We start from the raw sequence: 20,638 nt of genomic DNA, 5'->3' as shown, positions 1-20,638 counted from the left end.
CTAGGCCGTTATGGGCGCGCTTTTTTGCAGGGCCTGCTGCGACTGGTACTGCCGGTGCAGAAAGTCGTAGAGCACCATTTCGTGCAGGCGGGCATCCACCGGAATCAGGCGGTTGAGCAGCATGTGAATGTAGCTGCTCAGCAGGCTGGGCAGCTCTACTTCCAGAGCACCCTGCCGGCCCAAGGCATTGATTTGCTGGGCAAGGCTGCGCACCCGCTGCTTGTGCGTGGTGCCACCCGCCAGCTCCTGCTGCCATAGCGCCTGCTGAATCGTGGGGCGGTAGCTGCGGTACTTGGCATCGAGTTGCAGCTTCAGGTTTTTATCCATCCCAAACTCGCGGCCGAAGCTTTCCTTCAGGGAGTGCAGCAGGGCTAGCTTTTCGGTCAGCGGGTAGTCGAAGGCATCGAGCAGCTCGTCAATCTGGTGCAGGCCCCACACCCAGAGGTTGGCACTGTCGTCGCCGGCGGTTTCGGCCAGCATGGCCAGCACGGCTCGGCTGTTTTCGAAAAACAAGGACTCGGACAGCTCTATGCTACTTGAGCCGTAGCGCTCCAGCTCACGCCGGTAGGTGTCAATCTGGGTTTTCCAGATGTAGCCGTTGCTCACGTAGGGCTGCACGCAGGCATTGACCAAGTGCACGATGCTGCCGATGCGCTGCACGTCGGGCAGGTGCAGGCGCAGACGAATGTGATTGTCCGGGTCGGCATAGCGAATGAAAAACCACTTATCAATCAGCTCCTGGCGCAAGAGCTCCTCGGTGAGGGGCCGGATAACGTCGATTAGCACCCGGTCGGCTACTTTCTGACCGCAGTAGAACTTGTAATAGAGCCACTCCGAGCCCATCGAAAACTCCCGCACCACCTCGGTGTGCTGGCTCATCTGGGTTCGGCCCAGCGCTGTGTAGCAGGGCGCCTTGCGCAACAGCAGCGCCACAAGCTGGTGTACATAGGCCCGCCCCTGGGCGTCTTGCACGGGGCTAGCCGCGCCGGCAAACAGAAACTCCTTGAGCTTGACCACCGGCCGGCTTCGAATGGCGCCCAGCCACACGGCCACGCTGGTGGGGTTATCGGCATCCACGAGCAGCTCGTTGTCGCCGTCGGCCAGGGTGAAAAAGCGCGGCAGCTGCCAGCGGGGGCGAAATTCGAGCAAACGGGCTTCCACTTCGGCCGCCGAAGCCGCCAGCAGGTCGCGCAGGTCGGCGCGGTCGAGCTGCCAGGAGGCTGCCTGCAACACTACTTGGCGGAAAGTGAGGCGGGGCAAAAACTTGGCGTAGAGTGACACCGCGCTCCACGAAAAGCCCAGTTGGTGCTGCAGGCCCTGGGTTTGCAGATCACACAAAAACTCGTACACCGGCAGGGCGTGGTGGGCAAAGTTGTGGGCTGTGCTCAGGCGAGGCACAATAACCTGGTTGGTAAGGCGGGAACGAAGCACCAGTTGCTGGCCCTGCATGGCCAGAGTCAAATCCTGGAGACGGATCTGGTCTTCCGCCGGCCGTCCCGACTGAGCCAAATAGGGAATTTCGAAGTCGCGAAACGCGGGCCGCAGCAGAATATTTCCCACGCGGCTCACCGGCAAATGGGCTATTTCAGCAAAGGCCACGCCTGGGTTCTGGTCTTGCTCGTGCCGGGTTACTTCCCGGATAATCTCCTCAATCCGGCTGTCGGCATGGGCAAAGCGGCCCAGCAGGTTGACGGCGCTGGAGCCGCCTGCGTTTTCGAGCAGAACCTGCCCGTCATCGAGCAGACGGAACATCACCGGCAGGGACGGCGGCAGCGGGTTGGTTACGGCCGTGAAGTCCTGCACCTCGGCCCGGGTAATTTCCACGCTGTACTGGTGGTTGCGGTCGGCTTCGCGCAGCTTTTGGTACATGAAGTGCTGCACCTCGTTTTGGCGCAAAGAGCGGCCCTTGCTGCTTTGCCCGCCCAGGGCCAGGTCGTGGACCAGGGGCGAATAGGTGCTTTTGCCAAAATCGGAGTAGCGCAGACCACTTTCGTTGTCGAGGGCTTCGAGTAGCGGTACGGCCTGGCCCTCGTAGCGCGCCTGAAACCGCTCCTTGAAGTCTTCCAGCCGCTCGTTGCGGTGGGGCGTGGCCAGATAGGTCAGCACGTCCAGGGCTTCGAGCAGCTGGTCCTGCACGGCGGTGCTGAGTGTGGCAGTGGGCTCCAGGCCACGGATGGAATCAGTCTGAAACAGCTTGTTCTTTTGAATCGGAATACCCAGCGGGAGCAGGGCCGCCACGATTTGCTCGTAGGCAGCTGCCGAATTTACCGTGTTCTGGTCGAGGCGGTGCAGCAGCTCGGCCACCTCTTGCAGGGTGGCTTGCAAGGCCTGAATTTCGGCATTGGGTGCGGCGGCCTGCAGGCGGGCCAGCACAGATTGCAGGTGGGTGTAAAACTCGGGACCAGTAACGGTGGGCTCCAGCTCACTGACCAGCACCTGGGCCTGGATCAGCTGGTCGATGTAAGCTTGGGCGGGCGGCAGCTCGTCGTCGTTTTCGGCCAGCAGCTGGGCCAGCTCCCGGCGGGTTTGGCCCGGCTGGCTGGCTTCGATGACCTGCCGCAACGTGTCTGAAGCCGCCGCCGAGCTGATCTGGTGCACCCGCTCGTCCTGCACGAAGTGGTGCTCGATGTAGCGCACCTCCTGCCCGATCTGGTAGATACTGGTGTTAGGAAAATATCGAATCCGCTCTTTTACCGCCGTCAGCTCCGAAATCTGGTAGGCCAGGGCGCACAGGTAGTGCATATCGAGGCGGGTGTGGCGGGAGTTGTGCTCGGAGGCCAGGGTTATGCGGCTAGCCGGGCCCCATTGCAGCACCGAGCACCCTGCAAACAGGCCAAACGGCGTGCAGCGGCTGCTCATGCGGGCGTAGTAGCGCGCTACGGTGCTTTGCAGCTTCTCAATCTTCTTGGGGTCGGTCAGCTCGCCGCTCTGCCACTTGCGGCACTCCTGGCACAAATCGGGGGAAGCCAGGTATAGTGCTTCCATAAAGCCGGTGTCCTGCAGCTGGCTTTGCAGCGTGGCCCCATCGAAGCTACTATCGAAAGGGGCGGCGGGGGTACGTAAAACGAGGTTGGGATGAAAATGGTAGAGGTGTTTCATCAGCAAGTAGCGCAATAAGTGGGATGGCGAAGCAGGTGACCAAGCGCCTCAATCGTTGAGCGGCCAAAGCCTTGGATTTCCGGATCATCAAATTGCACAAAACATTTTCATCAACAAAACGTAGCAGCTCGACTATATTTTATTATTTCTACTCCCCACCAAGCCGGAACTACGCCAAAAACTGGTCGGTAATTGGAAGCCAGCAAAACCCATCGGACCTTGCGGCCTTTTCCATCCCCCGACTTCCTATGGTTCAGCTCATTGGTCTTTCCGGCAAGCGCGGTAGCGGCAAAGACACCGTGGCCCGCTTGCTGCAGCAGCTTCAGCCCGAACGCAACTGGCAGATCCTTTCCTTCGGCGACGCCATCAAGGCCGTGTGCGCCACGCTGGCCGGCGAAGAAACGGCACCGTACTACCACCAGCGGGGCAAGGCAGAGCTGCTGCCCGATTTTGGCCGCACCCGCGGCGAAATGCTGCAGCAGGTAGGCGGGGCGCTGCGGGCCTGGGACTACGAAATCTGGGTCAAGGCCTTTTTTGCCCGCCTGCCGCCCGGGCAGTGCGTGCTCGTGCCCGATGTGCGCTTTCCCAACGAGGCCCAGCCCATCCTGGACCGGGGCGGCATCATGCTGCGCGTGGAAGGCGACCCGCTCAAGCAGCAGGGCGACGGCACCCGCGACGACAACCACCCCAGCGAAACGGTGATGGACACTTACGGGCAGTTTACGGCCGTGCTGCACAACTCAGGCAGCCGCGAGCAGCTCCAGCAGCAGGTCAAGCAACTGGTGCTGCCCTTGTTGTAGAAGGCCGGCACTGCTGTTTGCGGCCGGCTTTCAGCGCGGGAAAGTCGTCCTTACAAGTCGATAAAGAAGGTGGTGCCCTCGTTTTCCTTGCTTTCGAGCCATATTTTGCCCTGGTGCATTTCCACGATCTGCTTGGTGATAAATAGCCCCAGGCCCGTAGTCGTGTCACCGTAGAGGCCGGGACGGGAAGCGGAGGTAAACTTGTCGAACACGTGGGGCTGCAGCGCTTCCGGAATGCCTAGTCCGGTGTCGTGCACTACGAGCCGGATGCGCCCCTTTACCTTGCGCAGCCCCACGCGAATCTTTCCTCCGGCGGGCGTAAAGTTCAGGGCGTTGGAAAGCAAATTGTCGAGAATACGGCCAAACTTGTCGGCGTGAATGTTGGCGTGTAAAAGCGTTTTGGGCAGCTCCAGCCGGAGCTGAATGCCCTTTTCCAGGGCGGAGAGGCGGAACACGGCCATGCGCTTGTCCAGAAAAGAGCCTAGGTTGGTGCGGTGCTTTACCGAGCGGGTAGCCTCCAGCTGCCCCAGAAACATCACGTCGCGCAGCAGGGCATTGGCCTTGCCGCAGGCCTGCTCCACCAGCACAATTAGCTCCTGCACATCTTGCCGGGCCGTAGCCGAGTCGATACTAAGAATCCCGGCGTGACGCCGCAGCAGCGTCATAATCATTTCAATGTTGTGAATGGGGCTTTTCAAATCGTGAGCCGCCAGCTGCAGAATAGTTTCCTGGGTATCGTAGAGCTGCTGGTTGGCCAGCTCTAGTTTCTTGCGCTCAGTTATGTCTTCCAGCGTGGTATAGCCTAACTCGCCCTCATCGTCGGGGAAGAGCACCGACGTCACCCGGCACCAGAAAGACGACTTATCGTGGCGCACCAGGCAGGTTTCCAGCACAAAGCTGGGCTCTTTGTGGTCCCAAAGCCGCTGCTGCAGCTTTTCCCAATCCTGTACAAAGTCGGGATGGGCAAAGTCCATGATTTTACGGCCTACCACCTTGGCCGGGCTTTTCAGGCCCAGCATGCCCGCCAGCGCCTGATTGGCTTGCCGGATGCACAGGTCGGAGCCAATGATTTTCTGGCCCAGCGGGGAGTTCTCAAAGACAGTGCGGAACCGGTCCTGGCTGCGCTTATAGCGTTCAGCAACGGCCTGCTGCTCATCGGCCACCGACTTCTGCTTCTGCAGGCGAGTGTTTTTCTGCTGCAGAGTTTTTACCTGGGCCGTTTGAGCATCAAGCGAAGTCGGCTTAGGAGAACGAGAAGTCATACAACAAACGTAAGGCACTGGTTTAGGCAGAGAAAGCCCGTTCTGGCGCTTACGCAGAAAAAGGATAACCGACCAAATGCCCCCGGGCAGTTCCTACCCGGAAGATATTAGTTTTGCCATTTCAGAACTACCCGGTCCTGGGCGCGGTTTCGTAGCCATACTCAGTATCATGAAAAAGCTATCCAGTGTATTGCTGGTCGATGACGACCAAATGACGAATACGCTCAACGAACGTCTGCTCAAAGATTTGAATGTAGCCGAGCAGTATCTTAGCGCCCGTGACGGCGCTGAGGCGCTGATGGTACTCGATGAAATCAGTGCCAGTGCCACGCCCCTGAGCCCGGTGCTCGTACTGCTGGATATCAAGATGCCGGGAATGGACGGCATGACGTTTCTAGAAGCCTACCAGGGCCTGTCCCAGGCCCAGCAGGAAGCCGTGGTGATTGTACTGCACACAGCCTCCATGCACTCGCAGGACTTAAACCGGATTGATGAGCTGCCCGTGGCAGGCCTGGTCAGCAAGCCCCTGACCAAGGAGAAAATGGACACCATTCTCAAGCTGCATTACCAGCGGCAGTTTCCGGCCAGCTAGCCCGCCAGCCTTAGCGTTAGGGCGGCCAATGGCTCAGGCGGGGTATTTTTGCTTCTTTTCCAACAGTGCCCGCCAGCGTGAACTAGCTTTCGCGCTGGCGGGCACTCTTTCCTAGTACTGGCCAGTAACGGCTCCTTGAGGGCAAGCTGGCCCTGGGTTGGGGCAACGGCAGCGTTACCGGGCAGGTTTGCGCCACTGATTCCTGGCTGGTCGGGCCGACTGACACCCTGCAGCGCTGAAAGGCCACCAGATACGGTGGGGCCAGTAGTAGCCGGATGCTTGCCCTTGGCTTTGGAATGCTCCTGATGGCCGGGGCACACCGCCTTTCTCTCTACCTTTGTGCTCCCCACTCTCCGATAAAACAAAACCAACCCCTTTTCCGCTATGGCCAACGGCTTTTTCAACGTCCCGACCCCGATCAATGAACCCGTCAAAGGCTACGCGCCCGGCTCCAAGGAGCGCGCCGAGCTGCAACAGGCCCTAAAAGACCTCAAGAAGCAGCAGGTTGACATTCCGATGCACATCGGGGGCCAGGAAATCCGGACCGGCAACACCCAGAAAATTACCCCGCCCCACGACCACCAGCACGTGTTGGGTTACTTCCACGAGGGCGACGCCTCCCACGTGCAGCAGGCCATTGACGCCGCCCTGGCCGCCCGCACCCAGTGGGCCGAGCTGCCCTGGGAGCACCGCGCTTCTATCTTCTTGAAAGCCGCTGAGCTGCTGGCCGGCCCCTACCGGGCCCGTATCAACGCGGCCACTATGCTGGGTCAGAGCAAGAATGCCTTCCAGGCGGAAATCGACGCGGCCTGCGAGCTGATCGACTTTTTCCGCTTCAACGTGTTCTTCATGCAGGAAATCTACAAGCAGCAGCCCGAGAGCCTGCCCGGCATGTGGAACCGCCTGGAGCAGCGCCCTTTGGAAGGCTTCGTGTTTGCCCTCACGCCCTTCAACTTCACCTCTATTGCCGGCAACCTGCCCACGTCCGTGGCCATGATGGGCAACGTGGTGGTGTGGAAGCCCGCCTACACCCAGATCTACTCGGCCCAGGTGCTGATGGAGCTGTTTAAAGAGGCTGGCGTGCCCGACGGCGTCATCAACCTAGTGTATGTGGATGGCCCCACCACCGGCGACGTTATCTTCAACCACCCCGACTTTGCCGGCATCCACTTCACCGGCTCGACGGGCGTGTTCCAGAACATCTGGAAGACCATCGGCCAGAACATTCACAAGTACAAGAGCTACCCGCGTATCGTGGGCGAAACCGGCGGCAAGGACTTTATCCTGGCCCACCACTCGGCTCACCCGCGCCAGGTAGCCACCGCCATTACCCGCGGCGCCTTCGAGTTCCAGGGTCAGAAATGCTCGGCCGCCTCGCGCGCCTATATTCCCAGCAACATCTGGGACGAGGTGAAAGGCTACGTGCAGGAAGATCTGAAGTCCATCAAGATGGGCGACGTGGAAGACTTCTCCAACTTCGTCAACGCCGTTATCAGCGAGGCTTCCTTCGACAAGCTGGCCCGCTACATCGATGCCGCCAAAGCCGACGACTCGGTGGAAATCATTGCTGGCGGCGGCCACGACAAGTCGAAAGGCTATTTCATCGAGCCCACGGTGATTGTGACCAAGAACCCGCAGTACGTGACCATGTGCGAGGAGCTCTTCGGCCCCGTGCTGACCCTGCACGTCTACGATTCGCAGGACTTCGAGAAGACCCTGGACCTGGTGGACGGCACTTCGCCCTACGCCCTGACCGGCGCCATCTTCGCCCAGGACCGCTACGCCATTGATCTGGCCTCGAAGAAGCTGGTGCACGCGGCCGGCAACTTCTACATCAACGATAAGCCCACTGGCGCCGTGGTTGGTCAGCAGCCTTTCGGCGGCGCCCGTGCCTCCGGTACCAACGACAAGGCCGGCTCGATGCTGAACCTGCTGCGCTGGGTGTCGCCGCGTGCCATCAAGGAAACCTTCGTGACGCCCGTCGACTACCGCTACCCCTTCCTGGGCGTGGACACCGGCGAAAACCTGAACGTAACGGGTCAGGGCGGCTTCTAAGCTGATTCTGCAAGACACCAAAAAGGCCGCTCCAGGATTCCGGAGCGGCCTTTTTGGTGATTCGTGACAAGGCAAATCCTGAGTGCTGCTACAAGCAGACTTCCGATTTAGCAGCAGCTGCTACAGCAGCGGCAGCAGCCAGTCGAGCAGCAGCACGCCCGCCAACCCAACCACCGAGACGATGGTTTCCATCACGGTCCAGGAGCGCAGCGTGTCGCGCACGGAAAGGTTGAAATACTCCTTGAAAAGCCAGAAGCCCGCGTCGTTGAAGTGTGACAACAGCAGGCTGCCGGCCCCGATGGACAGCACCATGAGGTTGGGGTTGGCGTGCGACTGGGCCATGGTGGGTAGCATCACGCCGGCAGCCGTCAGGCCGGCAATGGTGGCCGAGCCCAAACTTACCCGGATGGCGGCGGCAATCAGCCAGCCCAGCAGCAACGGCGGCACCCCGGTATCGAGTAGGCCCGCGGCAATAGCGCCGCTGATGCCGCTGGCTACCAGCACCTGCTTGAAGGCCCCGGCCCCACCGATGATAAGCAGAATCAGCGCTACATCCTTCACCGAAGCTGAATAGGCATCCATTACCGCCGCCAGGCTCCTGCCCTGCCGGATGCCCAGGCTAATGGTGGCCACCCCGACGGCAAGCAGCATGACCACCACCGGCTCGGCCAGAAACGTCAGCACCGAGGCCGCCGCAGTATCGGCGGGCAATACCGCCTGCAAGCCCAGCACCGGCGCCAGCAGCAGCACGGGCAGCAACGACGATAGAAAGCTGTTCAGTCGGCCCGGTAAGGCACTTTCGGGGCGGGTATCGGCCACAAACCCCGCCAACGGGGCAGCCACAATGTGGCGCAGCGTCTGGGCGTACACCGGTCCGGCCAGGATGATGGCCGGCACCGCAATGAGCAGGCCGTAGCAGAAGGTCAGGCCTAGGTCGGCGTGAAACTGGGCTACTAAGGCCGTGGGGGACGGGTGGGGCGGCAGAAAACCGTGCATCACGGAAAGCGCCGCCAGCATGGGCAGCCCCACGAATACAGCCGGCAGCCGGTACTTATAGACCACCGAAAAGATGAGCGGTATCATGAGCACGAAGCCCACGTTGTAGAACAGCGGAATACCGATAATAAAGCCCACAACCATGAGCGTCCACTGAATGTAGCGGGTGCCGAAGGCAGCAATCAGGGCGGCGGCAATCTGCTGGGCGGCTCCGCTTTCGGCCACGATTTTACCCAGCATAGCGCCCAGCACAATGACAATCAGTACCGAGCCCAGGGTTTCGCCCAAACCCTGCGACACGGCCGCCAGCAACTTAGGCGTTGGCAGGCCCAGGGCTACTCCTATCCCGAGTGAGACTAGCAGAAACGCCAGAAACGGATGCACTTTCGCCCAGCTGATGAGCCCAATCAAGGCCAGCACGGCCAGTAGCAGAATCACGAAGGGCATACAGGAAGCTTACTTGGGCTAAATGGAGTCAAGGGTAATGGGGGCATTAAGCTGGCGAATCGGCCTTGTTGAAATGAGCAACTATCCGGTTTACCAGGTATTCCGGAGCAGCGTCGATGGGCAGGCACAGCGCGTAGGCCGGCCGCTCCAGGGTTGCAAACTGCGAGTCCAGCAGGGCCGGGTTCATGTAGTGGCCTTGCCGCCCTTCCAGCCGCCGGCGCACCAGTTCCGGCGGGCCATCCAGCAGCGTCCAGGCAATAGGCTGAGAATCGGCGGCACTGAGCTGCTGGCGGTACTTTTCCTTCAGGGCTGAGCAGGCCAGCACGGCGCCCGGCCCCTGGCTCCATCCTTCAATGCTGGAGGCCAGGCGGGCTAGCCAGCCCTGCCGGTCGTCGTCGGTGAGCGGGGTGCCGCCCTGCATTTTGGCTATGTTTTCGGGCGAGTGAAAGTCGTCGGCATCGAAGAAAGGCAGCTCCAGCGTTTGCGCCAGCAGGCGGCCCACCGTGGTTTTGCCACTACCCGATACGCCCATAATGATAAAAACCTGGCTGGCTGACATGCTTAAGAGGGAAGTTGCTATGCGGGTTTGAAGAAAAAGAAAGCTGGATACAAGGTACATCCCAGCCGGCTTTGGCTAGCCGTGGGAGCTACGGAAGGTGCTGCCCTTGCAGAGGCAACCTCTTTCGCAGCTCATTCACGCACCACTCTACTGCCGGACCACCCGCTCAGCAAGCAGCCTGTTTTCACCGTTCAGTACTACCCATTACTCTGATACCCGCTATACTTTATTCTACCGGCACGGTCACGGCCTGTCCGGAGTAGCTGACGGTTTGGCCCGAGGCTTGGGTAAGGTCGGCGGGTACGGGGTGGGCTTTGCTGACGGCTACCACCCGAAACGTGCGCTGGGTCGTCATGCCCGGAAACGCACCCTGCCGGGCCCCGATGGTCAGGGTCCGGGCCTTATCGTCGTAGCGCAGCGGAATAGTGGCAAAGGCGCCCTTTTCGTAATTGTAGTTCACGTCCTCGTCTTCGTAGAGCGTAAACTGGCCGTCGCGGCCGGTGTAGACGTAGAGCGTCAGCGGGTCGGCGGGCTTCTCGGCGGCGTACTGAATTTCGGGGCCGAAGGGCAGAATGGCGCCTTCGGGCACGAAGAGCGGCATTCTTTCCAGCGGAGCCGCCTCCACTACTTGCCGGCCGCCGGCCTGGTGCTGACCGGTGTAGAAGTTATACCAGCCCGTGCCAGCCGGCAAATACAGCGACTTTTCCCGGGCCTGGTAGTCGGTGATGGGGCTGACCAGCAGGCTAGGCCCGCACATATATTGGCTGCCGATGCTACGCACGTTGGGGTCGGCGGCAAAATCCATCTGCAGACCCCGCATCAGGGTGTAGTTTTCGTGGTGCACCCGGCCGGCCAGGGAGTAGAAATACGGCATCAGACGGTAGCGCAGCTGGTCGTAGTAGAGCATGCTTTGGTAGGCCGGATGGGTTTCCGGCGCAACGTTGAACATTTCGCGAAACGGGTACTGCCCGTGCACCCGAAACAATGGGCAGAAGGCCCCAAACTGAAACCAGCGCGCCTGCAGCTCCCGCCACTCTTCCAGGTCGGCAGCGTTGGGCTTTTCGTAGCGCCGCTCCACGGCAAAGCCCCCGATGTCGGTGGTCCAGTACGGAATGCCCGAGAGGGACAAATTCAGGCCGGCTGGAATCTGGTTGCGGAAATCTTCCCAGCGGGAGCCAATGTCGCCGCTCCAGATGGCCGCCGCGTAGCGCTGGGAGCCGGCGTAGCCTGAGCGGGTGAGTAGGAACACCCGCTGGTTGGGCGCCGTCTGCCGCTGGCCCTCGTAGATTCCCTTGGCGTTCTGAAGCGGAAAGCCGTTAAAATACTGCGTGGCCGAGCCCAGGAAGGTGGGGGTCATCAGTTCCTTGCGCGTGGGCACCGAGGTGTTAGAGTAGATGTCGGGCTCGGAGGCGTCCATCCACCAGGCGTCGATTCCCTTGGTGAAGAGCTTGGTGTTCATTAGCTCCCAGAAGGCTTGGCGGGCCCGGGGGTTGAAGGCGTCGTAAAACGTGGAGGTGTAGCCGGGCGCAATCCAGTCCTTGGTGCGGTTGGCAATGTTGCGCGGGTAGAGGTAGCCCTTGCTTTGAAAGTCGCGGTAGGCCGGGATGCCCTCGTAAAACTTGGCCCACACCGAAATCATGAAGTGCAGGTTGTGCTCGTCGTGCAGGGTTTTAATCAGGCCGTCGGGGTTGGGAAAGCGACTGGGGTCAAACTCCTGGCTGCCCCACTCAGCCGGTTTCCAGTACGACCAGTCGAGCACGATATTGTCGATGGGGATGCGGCGGCGGCGAAACTCGGCGGCCACGTCCAGCATTTCCTGCTGGGTTTTGTACCGTTCCCGGCTTTGCCACAGGCCCATAGCCCAGCGCGGCACCATCGGGGCCTTGCCCGTCAGCTGCCGGTAGCCACTGATAACTTCGTCTAGGTTCTGGCCGTGCACGAAGTAGTAATCCAGGCTTTGCCCGGCTTCGGAAGCCAACCCAAACTCGTGCTGACTTTGGCCGACCAAAGGACTCAGCCACTTCAGGCCCAGGTAAGATTCATCGCCGTCGGGGTTCCACTCAAGTTTAATGGGGTATTTCCGGCCGGCTTCCAGGTTGAGGGCCACGACGGAAGTGCCCGGATTCCAGGCCTGCCGCCACTTGTCCACCTGCAGCTTGCCGTCGACATATAATTTCACGTAGCCGGCATTCTTGAGCAGGAAATGGTGCAGGCCGGCCGTGCCCGACTCAATTGAGCCTTCCCAACTGACCAGCGTGTTACCCAGCTTGAGGCCGGCCGGGAAGTTTTTCTGGTCTTCCAAGTATTCGTAACTCAGCACCGACTCGGGCCGCTGTATCAGTACTTCGGTGGGCTTGTCCTTACGCACGTAGGTAGCTGTAAGCCAGCCCTGGGTGCCGTCCTTGGCATACAGCTTGAGCGAGGAAAGCGGCTGGTAGTCGCGCGTGTCCCCGACTTTGGTGATGGAGTAGTTGTCCCAGAGCAGACCATAGTTGCGGCTCGATACAAGGAAGGGCACGGCTACATCGGTGTTGTTCTGGGCCAGCTCTACCTGCTGGCCGCGGTAGTTCATCACCCCGTTCTGGTGCTGGCCCAGGCCGTAGAGTCCCTCCCCTTCCGGCGAGTCGAAGACCTGTTCCAGCTGGTAGAGCGGCTGCCCGTCGGCCACGATGGGCCGGAAGGTTTTGCCGCCGCCCGGCCGCTCCTGGAGTACCAACTGGCCCTGAGCATCAAAGAAGCTGACCTCGCCGGTGCTGAGCGAAACTGTAGCCCGTAGCGCGCCGGTACTGATGGTGCCTACGCCTTTTTTCTCCTTATACTGCCACTTCACGGCAGTAGGCGGCTGCTCCACGACCATCAAACTGGGTGGCGCGGCTATGCTTTCCTGCGGACTTGCCTGCACATGGATAATCTGGTCGGACAGTACCTGCAGGCGGACCGTGCGTGGGTCGTTGTCGTGGCGGCGGGGCAGATGCACTATAATGCCATCTGCCTGCCGCTGCACCAGGGCTTGTTGGGCCAGGGTGGTAACGGCAGGCAGCAGAATAGCGCCAGCTAGGATACAAGCACGGAAATAATATTCACCCATAAAAAGTAGGTAAGGGGCCTACCCAAAACCGTCCGTTTTCTTCCGCCACCCAAGCACGAGCAGACGTGCCCAGTGGCGGAAGAAATTGGACGGCCTGGGTTTGCTTACAGGGTCACGTTGCTGGTGAGACGAATGTCGCGGGAGGAGCTGCCGACGAGTACGTCGAACTTACCCGGCTCCAGCACCCACTGCTTTTTGCCCTCGTCGTAGTACTGGAAAGCATTCGAGTCGAGGTTTACGGTCACCGTCTTCGACTCGCCGGGCTTGAGGAAGACCTTATCGAAGCCTTTGAGCTCCTTCTCGGGGCGATTCACGGCAGCCTGGTCGTCGTGCACGTACACCTGCACCACTTCGGCCCCGGCGGTTTTGCCGGTGTTGGTCACGGTCAGCTTCACGGTGGCACTCTGGTTGCCGGGCGTTACGGTCAGCTTGTCGTACTTGAAGGTGGTATAGCTCAGGCCGTGGCCGAAGGCAAACTGCGGAGCCACTTTGTAGGTATCGAAGTACCGGTAGCCCACGAAGATGTCGTCCTTGTAGAACTGCTTGAGCGGGTTGCCGGGCGTGCTGGGGTATTCGCCCAGCTTGTGGGCCGGCGAGTCTTCCAGCTTCACCGGAAACGTCAGAGGCAGCTTACCCGAGGGGTTCACGTCGCCAAACAGGATGTGGGCCAGGGCGTTGCCACCTTCCATACCGGGGTACCAGGCTTCCACAATGCCTTTGGCTTGGCCGGCCCAGGCCGATACGTCAATCGGGCCGCCGCCCATGAGCACGACTACCGTGTTGGGGTTGGCCTTAAGCACAGCCTTTACCAGCTCGTCCTGGCCGAAGGGCATGTTCATGTCGGGCTTGTCCACGCTTTCGGCGTCGTAGGCGTTTTCATCCCAGACGCTGTAGTCGAAGCCGTGAATCCAGCCACCGACGATGATGGCCACTTCCGAGGCTTTGGCGGCAGCTACGGCTTCGGCAATCAGCTTGGCGTCGGCCTGCTGGCCCCGCGCCACTTTGTAGCCGGGCGCGTAGGTAATCTTGGCCTTGGTGCCCAGGGCGTTTTTCAAGCCTTGCAGGGGCGTAATTTCATACTTGGCCTTCACCTGGGCACTGCCGCCGCCCATAGCATTTTCGCGGGTAGCGTTGGCCCCAATAACAGCCACGCTCTTCACGGTTTTCTTCAGGGGCAGAATGTTGCCGTCGTTTTTGAGCAGCACAATGCCCTCCTCGGCTACTTTCAAAGCAGTGGCCTGGTGCTCCTTAGTGTTGTAGGCGCCGGCCTTGCGCTTGGCCCCGTCGAGCATGTTGGTAGCGTACATTATCCGCAGAATCCGGCGCACCTTGTCGTCGAGCAGAGGCTGCAGGCTCGGGTCTTTCTTCACGGCTTCCAGGGCCGGATTGCCCAGGTAAAACCGGTCGTAAACCGTTTCGCTGAGCTTTTCCTTGTTGATGCTGCCCGAAGTCTGGGAGGTGCCCTGGTAGGCCAGCACCAGGTCGGTGCCCATTTCCAGGTCAGTGCCGTTGCGCAAGGCGTTCATCGTGTTGTGCACCGAGCCCCAGTCACTCATGACGACCCCGTTGAAGCCCCACTCCTTTTTCAGGATGTCGTTCATCAGGTAGGCATTTTCGGTGGCAAAGGTGCCGCGAAACTTGTTGTAAGAACCCATCAGCGTGTTCACCCCACCTTCCTGAACTGCGGCCTTGAAGCCCGGCAGGTAAATTTCGCGCAGGGCCCGCTCGCTCATATCCACGTCCACGTCGTTGCGGTGAATTTCCTGGTTGTTGGCCGCGTAGTGCTTCACGCAGGCCGACACGCCCTGATCCTGCACGCCCTTGATGTAGCCCACTACCATTTTCGACACCAGGAAGGGGTCTTCGCTCAGGTACTCGAAGTTGCGCCCGTTCAAGGGGGCCCGGATAATGTTGATGCCGGGACCCAGAATTACGTCTTTGCCGCGGTAGTTGGCTTCCGAACCCAGCACCGCGCCGTAGGCATAGCCCAGGGCCGGGTTCCAGGTCGAGGCCAGGGTGTTGTTGGTCGGCAAATACGTGCCGGCGTCGTCCACGCCTTTTTGGGCCGTCCAGCCCCGGCCGTGCTCGAAGCGCACCCCGTGCGGGCCGTCGGAGGTTTCCAGCTCGGGAATATTGAGCCGTTCCACACCGCCCGAGTTGAACGACGATACGGCGTGGACCATCTTGATTTTCTCTTCCAGCGTCAGCTTGCTGAGCAGGGCGTTTACCTTGTCGTCATTGGCGGTAAGGCGAGCCTGCTGATTTTCCTTGGGCGCGGGCTTCTTGGTAGTCGGACTCGACTTGCTTTGGGCAACGTAGACGCTCATCATGGCAGAACAGACGGCAGTGCCCAGCAGAGCCGCAAAACGGGGGGATTTGTAAAGCATACGAGTAAGAGGTAGAAGGTTACGCGGGGTTTCGCCCGGCGCCGTGGCCCGCTGCGGGGCCAGAGCCAGGTTACCGCCGGGGAAAAGCAGCGCCCGTTGCCAGACGCCACTTTTCCCACCAAACGGGGTGCCGTAGCCAGTTGCTACGGCCAGAAACTTAGTAGCCGGGGTTTTGGGTCAGATTCGGATTCACATTGCGCTCCGACTGCGGAATGGGTAGCAGGTTGTTGAAGTCTTTGGCGGGTTTGCCCTGGGCATTCATCGTCTTGACGAGATTGTCGGTGCGCTTCAGGTCATACCACCGGTCCATTTCGAAGGCCAGCTCGTAGCGCCGCTCCCGCAGCACGGCCGCGTCGAAGTTGGGAGTAGCGGCCGTGAGGTCTTTGGCCGAAGGCGAATTGATGGGCAAGCCAAACGCGCGGCGCCGCACCTTGTTGATGGCCTCCAGGCCTTCGGCGGTTGGGCCGGAGGCCTCGGCCAGAATCAGGTAGATTTCCGCTAAGCGCAGAATGGGCACGTTCAGGGGCGAGTCCCAGTTGTTCACGTTCACGGTGCCCACAAAAAACTTGCGGATGTTGAAGCCAAATGGGTCACCGACGAGGGAAGCAGGCTGCACCTGTCCGTCGGGGTACTTGTCGCCGGGCACGAACACCGTGGGACCCTTGCGCAGGTCGCCGGGCTCGTAACCGTCCACAAACTCCTTCTCGGGAATGTTAAACCCGTAGCCCCCCGACGATACGACGTAGGGTGTGCCGAAGAAGCGGGCTCCCCAGAACTCGTTCATGACCGAGCCGGGTCCGTCGGTAGAATAGCTGCTCAGGCCGTTTTTGAACTGCACCTCAAACAAGGACTCCTGCCCGTTCTCGTTTTCCACCTTGAAATTGTCGCCGTAGTTGGTCCACAGGCTTTTGCCCGAACCGGCAATAACGGCCTTAGCTTGGGCGGCAGCCTCGGGCATTTTTTTCTCCGTCAGATACACCTTGGCCAGCAAACCCAGCGCCGACCACTTGGTGGCCCGGCCCAGGTCGTCGCCGGTGTAGGAGGCAGGCAGCTTGGTGCTGGCGTCGAGCAGGTCTTTCTCAATCTGGGCGTAGACCTGGGCGGCCGGCGTGCGGCTCAGGCTGGCGGCTTCAGCGGCCGACTGCGGGGGCGTCAGCACCAGAGGTACGTCGCCGAAGCCCCGCACGAGGTAGAAGTAGTACAGAGCCCGCAGAAAGGCTGCTTCGCCCAGGCAGCGGTTTTTGATGGCGGCATCCATTTCAATGGCCGGCACCCGGGCCAGCACTTGGTTGGCCTGCCCCACGCCCAGGTAAGCGCGCTGCCAGTGGCTGGTCGTGAGCGGGTTGGTAGCCGGAATGGTGAAGTTGTCGAGCTGCTGAAACTCAACGCCATCGGCGGCCCCGCCCCCTCCCAGGAAGGAGTTGTCCGACATTACGTCGCCGATGCCCCAGAGCGAATAGTTGAACATCCCGTTCTGGCTAAGCTGGGAGTAGGCGGCGTTGGTGGCCTGAATGGCGTCGTTCTGGGTTTTGTAGAAGATTTCGGTGGTTACGGCATTGCGGGGCTGCAGGTCGAGAAAGTCTTTGCCGCAGCTGCTGAGCAGGCCCAGGGAGCTCAGGGCCAAAAGCAGCGTGTTTTTACGCAGGAGAGTAGTGGGTTTTTGCAACATAGTCGTCGGAATTGAAAGGATGAAAAGGCAACTCAACGGGCGGGCGGCCTAGAAGCCGATGTTGATGCCGGCCAGGAAGGTGCGGGCCTGCGGATACACGCCCCGGTCGACGCCGAAGCTGCCGCCCTGATTGCCCAGCTCGGGGTCGAAGCCTTTGTAGTTGGTGAAGGTCAGCAGGTTCTGGCTGCTCACGTAGATGCGCAGGCGCTGGGTATAGATCTTGCTGGCCAGCGTGGCAGGCAGCGTGTAGCCCAGCGTGAGCAGCTTCAGGCGCAGGTAAGAGCCGTCTTCGAGGTAGTGCGAGGAGATGCGCAGGTTCTGGTTGGGGTCACCGGCCACTGCCCGCGGAATGTCGTTGCTGGTGCCCGGGCCGGTCCAGCGGTCCAGCGTGATGGTGCTGGCGTTGGAAGCACCGTAGAGGCCGCCTTCGGTATAATAGCGGTTCAGGTTGTACACGTCGTTGCCCTGGGAGCCCTGCAGGAAGACGTTCAGATCGAAGCCCTTAAAGCCCAGCGTATTGTTCAGGCCGTAGGTAAAGTCTGGGTTCGGGTCACCGATAAAGGTGCGGTCATCGGCGTTGATGATGCCGTCGTTGTTGAGGTCCTTGAAACGGATGTCGCCGGGAGCCGTGCTCTTCGTGGGGTCAGTGCCAGCCACCTGCACGGCGTGGTTTTTTACGTCCTCAGTGGTTTGGAACAGGCCGTCGGCCACGTAACCATAGAAGGAGCCAAACGGCACGCCTGCTTCGTAGCGCACTAGGTTGCCTCCGCCCCGAGTATTTTGCCCGTCGAAGGGCTTACCGGCACCGAGCGAGGTAATTTCGTTGCTATAGGCACTCACGTTCAGCGAGGTCGACCAGGTCAGGCCGCCGGCTTCGCCCACGAAGTTGTTGGTCGTGATGGCCAGGTCGATGCCGCGGTTGGTGGCCGAAGCAGCGTTGGTGTTGATGCTCTCACTGGTCCCCGATACGTACGTTACTGGCACGGCCGCAATCAGGTTGGGCGAGGTGCGGCGGTAGAGGTCAATCGAGCCCGAAACCCGGTTTTTCCACAGTCCCACGTCGATACCCAGGTTAATCTGCTCGTTATTTTCCCAGCGCAGATCCGCGTTTTGCAGGCGCGTCGGCGCCCCGCCGATTACCTGCGACTGGCTGCCGGAGCCGAATACGTAGCCCGTGCCCGGCACCCCGTTGTTCGACTGCGGCGTCGAGTTGATGGTGGTCAGGTAGGCAAACGTGCCCGCGTTGAGCGGATTGCCCACTTTGCCGTAACCCACGCGCAGCTTCAGGTTGCTCAGGTAGGTGTTGTCTTTCAGGAATTCCTCCTCCGAAATGCGCCAGCCGGCCGAGGCCCCGGGAAACACCCCAAATTGGTTATCCGGAGAAAAGGCTGAAGAACCGTCGTAGCGCAGAATGGCTTGGAACAGGTATTTGCCGGCAAACTCGTAGTTGGCCCGGCCAAAGTAGCTGGCCAGACGGGTGCGGCTGTTACCGCCGTTGTTGCTGAGCTGGGAATTCACCGGCCCGCGGTCCAGAATCGTCAGATTGTTGGTGCTGTACCCGATGCGGCTACCACCCAGATAGAAGTTGTCGAACTGCTGGGCCGACTGCCCGAGCAGCAGGCTGAACTGATGGTTGCTACCAATCAGCTTATCGTACGTCAACGTATTTTCAATCAGGTAGCTGGGGCTATAGTTGGAGCTGCTGTTGGCCGTAGCCTGGGACGTGGGATACTTCGACGAGCCCACAATGGAAGGGAAGAACTGGTCACCCTGCAAAAACTGCAGGTCGGTGCCCACGTTCGTGCGCAGGCGCAGGCCTTTGAGCGGCTCCAGTTCGGCGTAGAACGTGGAAGTAACCCGGTTACGGTTGTTCTTGATCTGGGGGCGCCGGGCGGCTGTCACGGGGTTTTCCTCGCCGTAGTTGTCGGCGCTGGTAAACTCGTAGTAGCTGCCGTCGGGGTTGAAGGCCGGGGCCGTGGGCGGGGCTTGCAAGGCCAACTGAATAACGCCCGAAAACTCGTTGTTTTCGTTGTTGAGCGTCTGTTCTTCCTGGTGCGTAAGTCCCAGCGTATTACCAATTTTCAGGGCCTTGCTGAGCTGCACTTCCCCGTTGGCCCGCAGCGTAAAGCGCTGAAAGCTGGAGTTGATAATGGTGCCGTCTTGCTGAAAATACCCCGCGCTGGCCGCGTAACGGGCCTTTTCACTGCCGCCGGTGGCCGAAATGGCGTAGTTCTGCATCTTGGCCGGCCGGAAAATCTCGTCGAGCCAGTTGGTGCCGGCTCCTAGTGCGCCAGGGTTAGCGTACTTCGGTATCACGTCCAGGCCCCCGTTGCGGCGCGCTTCGTTGTTGAGCTGGGCAAACTCCTGAGCATTGAGTAGCGGAATCTGGCGCCACACCTGCTGAGTACCTACGTAGGCATCCAGGTTGATAGAAGACACGCCAGCTTTGCCCCGCTTCGTGGTAATAATAACAACCCCGTTAGCAGCCCGCACCCCGTAAATAGCCGTGGCGGAGGCATCTTTCAGTACATCAATGCTTTCAATGTCGTTGGGGTTAATGCTGTTCAGTTCGTTGCCGGTTGCGTTGCCATTGCCATCCACGGCTGAGGGCAGCGGAAAGCCATCTACCACGTAGAGTGGGGAGTTGTTACCGGCCGAAGTAATACCGCGCACCCGCACCGAGGTTCCGCCCCCGCCCGGCGCGCCGGAGTTGGACACTACCTGCACGCCCGCCGCCCGGCCCTGAATGGCCTGGGCCGCATCGGCGACGGGCTGGGTTGCTATGTCGCGCCCCGATACCGAGGCTACAGCTCCCGTCACGCTCTGCCGCTCCTGGGTACCATAGCCTACTACCACTACTTCCTTCAGCGCCTGAGCGTCCTCGCTCAAAGTCACGTTGAAGCTGGTAGTAGCTTCCGTTACTGGCACTTCGCGGCGTGAATACCCCACAAAGCTGAATACCAAAACGCTACCCTCGGGCACATCCAGGCTAAAGTTACCAGTTGCATCGGTACTAGTGCCCTGAGTGCTACCTTTCACTACGACCGTGACGCCGGGCAGGCCTTCCCCGTTGGCTTGCGTCACGCGGCCGGCAACGCGGATATCGGCTAGCTTACCGGGCTGCTGGCTGGCCCGGCTAACTGGCCGCCCCGGAGCCGCGGAGGCCACAAACGTTTGCAGGCTACCTGCCGTAAGTAGCACAGCTCCTTGTAGAAGGATTTTCCGGTGTGATTGTGAAAGCATAGAGGTGGGATTTTAAATGGGAGTTAGTGGACAAAAGTGGGCAAAGGGGTGCCAGGCAAAAGCGGAGCGGCTTTTGAATAGTAGCAGAGCGGAACACAAAACAGATAATCTACTCGTTGTAAAGTTCAATTTCACAACGAATAGGGGCATGCTGATTCGGGCCGAAAAAATTTCGGCTTTCAAACACGGGCAAGGAGGTGCGGGAGTGCCGAAAATTGGGCACTCAGGTAGTATACACCGACTCAAGACCTGATCAAGCAGGTCCTAATTGGGCGCGGGCAAACAGTGGCAAAGCTGCTCATTGACCAGGTGCCACAAGAACGGAAATGTTAAATAATGGCCGACTTTACTCGCTCAGCCAAAGAAAGACGGAGTAAGAAGCCGTATAGAGCCGGAATATCCGGCCGGATGTTCTGCATACGCTTAAGATTAGCAGTGGGA

The 20,638-nt window shown here is 60.2% G+C and carries 11 protein-coding genes; 3 read left to right on the top strand and 8 right to left on the bottom strand.

What is annotated here, in order from left to right:
- A complete protein-coding gene (locus tag MUN80_RS08270; protein WP_244722167.1) occupies nucleotides 1-3,099 on the bottom strand; it encodes a lantibiotic dehydratase in 3,099 nt (1,032 codons plus the stop codon).
- A 248-nt stretch (nucleotides 3,100-3,347) separates the two neighbouring features.
- Between MUN80_RS08270 and MUN80_RS08265 the strand changes: the two genes are divergently transcribed.
- Entirely contained in the window at nucleotides 3,348-3,899 is a 552-nt protein-coding gene (locus MUN80_RS08265) for a hypothetical protein (protein ID WP_244722165.1), read from the top strand.
- A gap of 50 nt (nucleotides 3,900-3,949) precedes the next feature.
- Here the strand turns inward: MUN80_RS08265 and MUN80_RS08260 are convergent, their stop codons facing one another.
- On the bottom strand, nucleotides 3,950-5,161 hold the full coding sequence (locus MUN80_RS08260; RefSeq protein WP_244722163.1) for a PAS domain-containing sensor histidine kinase: 1,212 nt from the start codon (nucleotides 5,159-5,161) through the stop codon (nucleotides 3,950-3,952).
- A 169-nt stretch (nucleotides 5,162-5,330) separates the two neighbouring features.
- Between MUN80_RS08260 and MUN80_RS08255 the strand changes: the two genes are divergently transcribed.
- Nucleotides 5,331-5,753, top strand: coding sequence for a response regulator (locus tag MUN80_RS08255; RefSeq protein ID WP_244722161.1), 423 nt, complete (start codon nucleotides 5,331-5,333; stop codon nucleotides 5,751-5,753).
- A gap of 384 nt (nucleotides 5,754-6,137) precedes the next feature.
- Entirely contained in the window at nucleotides 6,138-7,808 is a 1,671-nt protein-coding gene (pruA, locus tag MUN80_RS08250; protein ID WP_244722158.1) for an L-glutamate gamma-semialdehyde dehydrogenase, read from the top strand.
- Nucleotides 7,809-7,928: 120 nt separating this feature from the next.
- On the opposite strand, the gene MUN80_RS08245 is transcribed toward pruA, so the two are convergent.
- The 6 genes from MUN80_RS08245 to MUN80_RS08220 form a co-directional block, all read right to left on the bottom strand.
- Entirely contained in the window at nucleotides 7,929-9,251 is a 1,323-nt protein-coding gene (locus MUN80_RS08245; RefSeq protein WP_244722154.1) for a gluconate:H+ symporter, read from the bottom strand.
- Nucleotides 9,252-9,297: 46 nt separating this feature from the next.
- The gene (locus MUN80_RS08240; protein ID WP_244722150.1) at nucleotides 9,298-9,810 is read right to left on the bottom strand and encodes a gluconokinase; all 513 of its coding nucleotides are present in this window, start codon (nucleotides 9,808-9,810) and stop codon (nucleotides 9,298-9,300) included.
- A gap of 226 nt (nucleotides 9,811-10,036) precedes the next feature.
- The gene (locus MUN80_RS08235; protein WP_244722148.1) at nucleotides 10,037-12,898 is read right to left on the bottom strand and encodes a TIM-barrel domain-containing protein; all 2,862 of its coding nucleotides are present in this window, start codon (nucleotides 12,896-12,898) and stop codon (nucleotides 10,037-10,039) included.
- A gap of 104 nt (nucleotides 12,899-13,002) precedes the next feature.
- Complete coding sequence (locus MUN80_RS08230; protein ID WP_244722145.1) at nucleotides 13,003-15,285, bottom strand: glycoside hydrolase family 3 C-terminal domain-containing protein; 2,283 nt, start codon at nucleotides 15,283-15,285, stop codon at nucleotides 13,003-13,005.
- 157 nt (nucleotides 15,286-15,442) lie between these two features.
- A complete protein-coding gene (locus MUN80_RS08225) occupies nucleotides 15,443-16,954 on the bottom strand; it encodes a RagB/SusD family nutrient uptake outer membrane protein (RefSeq protein WP_244722130.1) in 1,512 nt (503 codons plus the stop codon).
- Between the two features lie 48 nt (nucleotides 16,955-17,002).
- Nucleotides 17,003-20,155, bottom strand: coding sequence for a SusC/RagA family TonB-linked outer membrane protein (locus tag MUN80_RS08220; protein ID WP_244722127.1), 3,153 nt, complete (start codon nucleotides 20,153-20,155; stop codon nucleotides 17,003-17,005).
- Between the last annotated feature and the right edge of the window lie 483 nt (nucleotides 20,156-20,638).

This window comes from Hymenobacter cellulosivorans (assembly GCF_022919135.1).
In the GTDB taxonomy this organism is placed as follows: domain Bacteria; phylum Bacteroidota; class Bacteroidia; order Cytophagales; family Hymenobacteraceae; genus Hymenobacter; species Hymenobacter cellulosivorans.
This window is presented reverse-complemented; position numbering and strand designations above follow the sequence as displayed.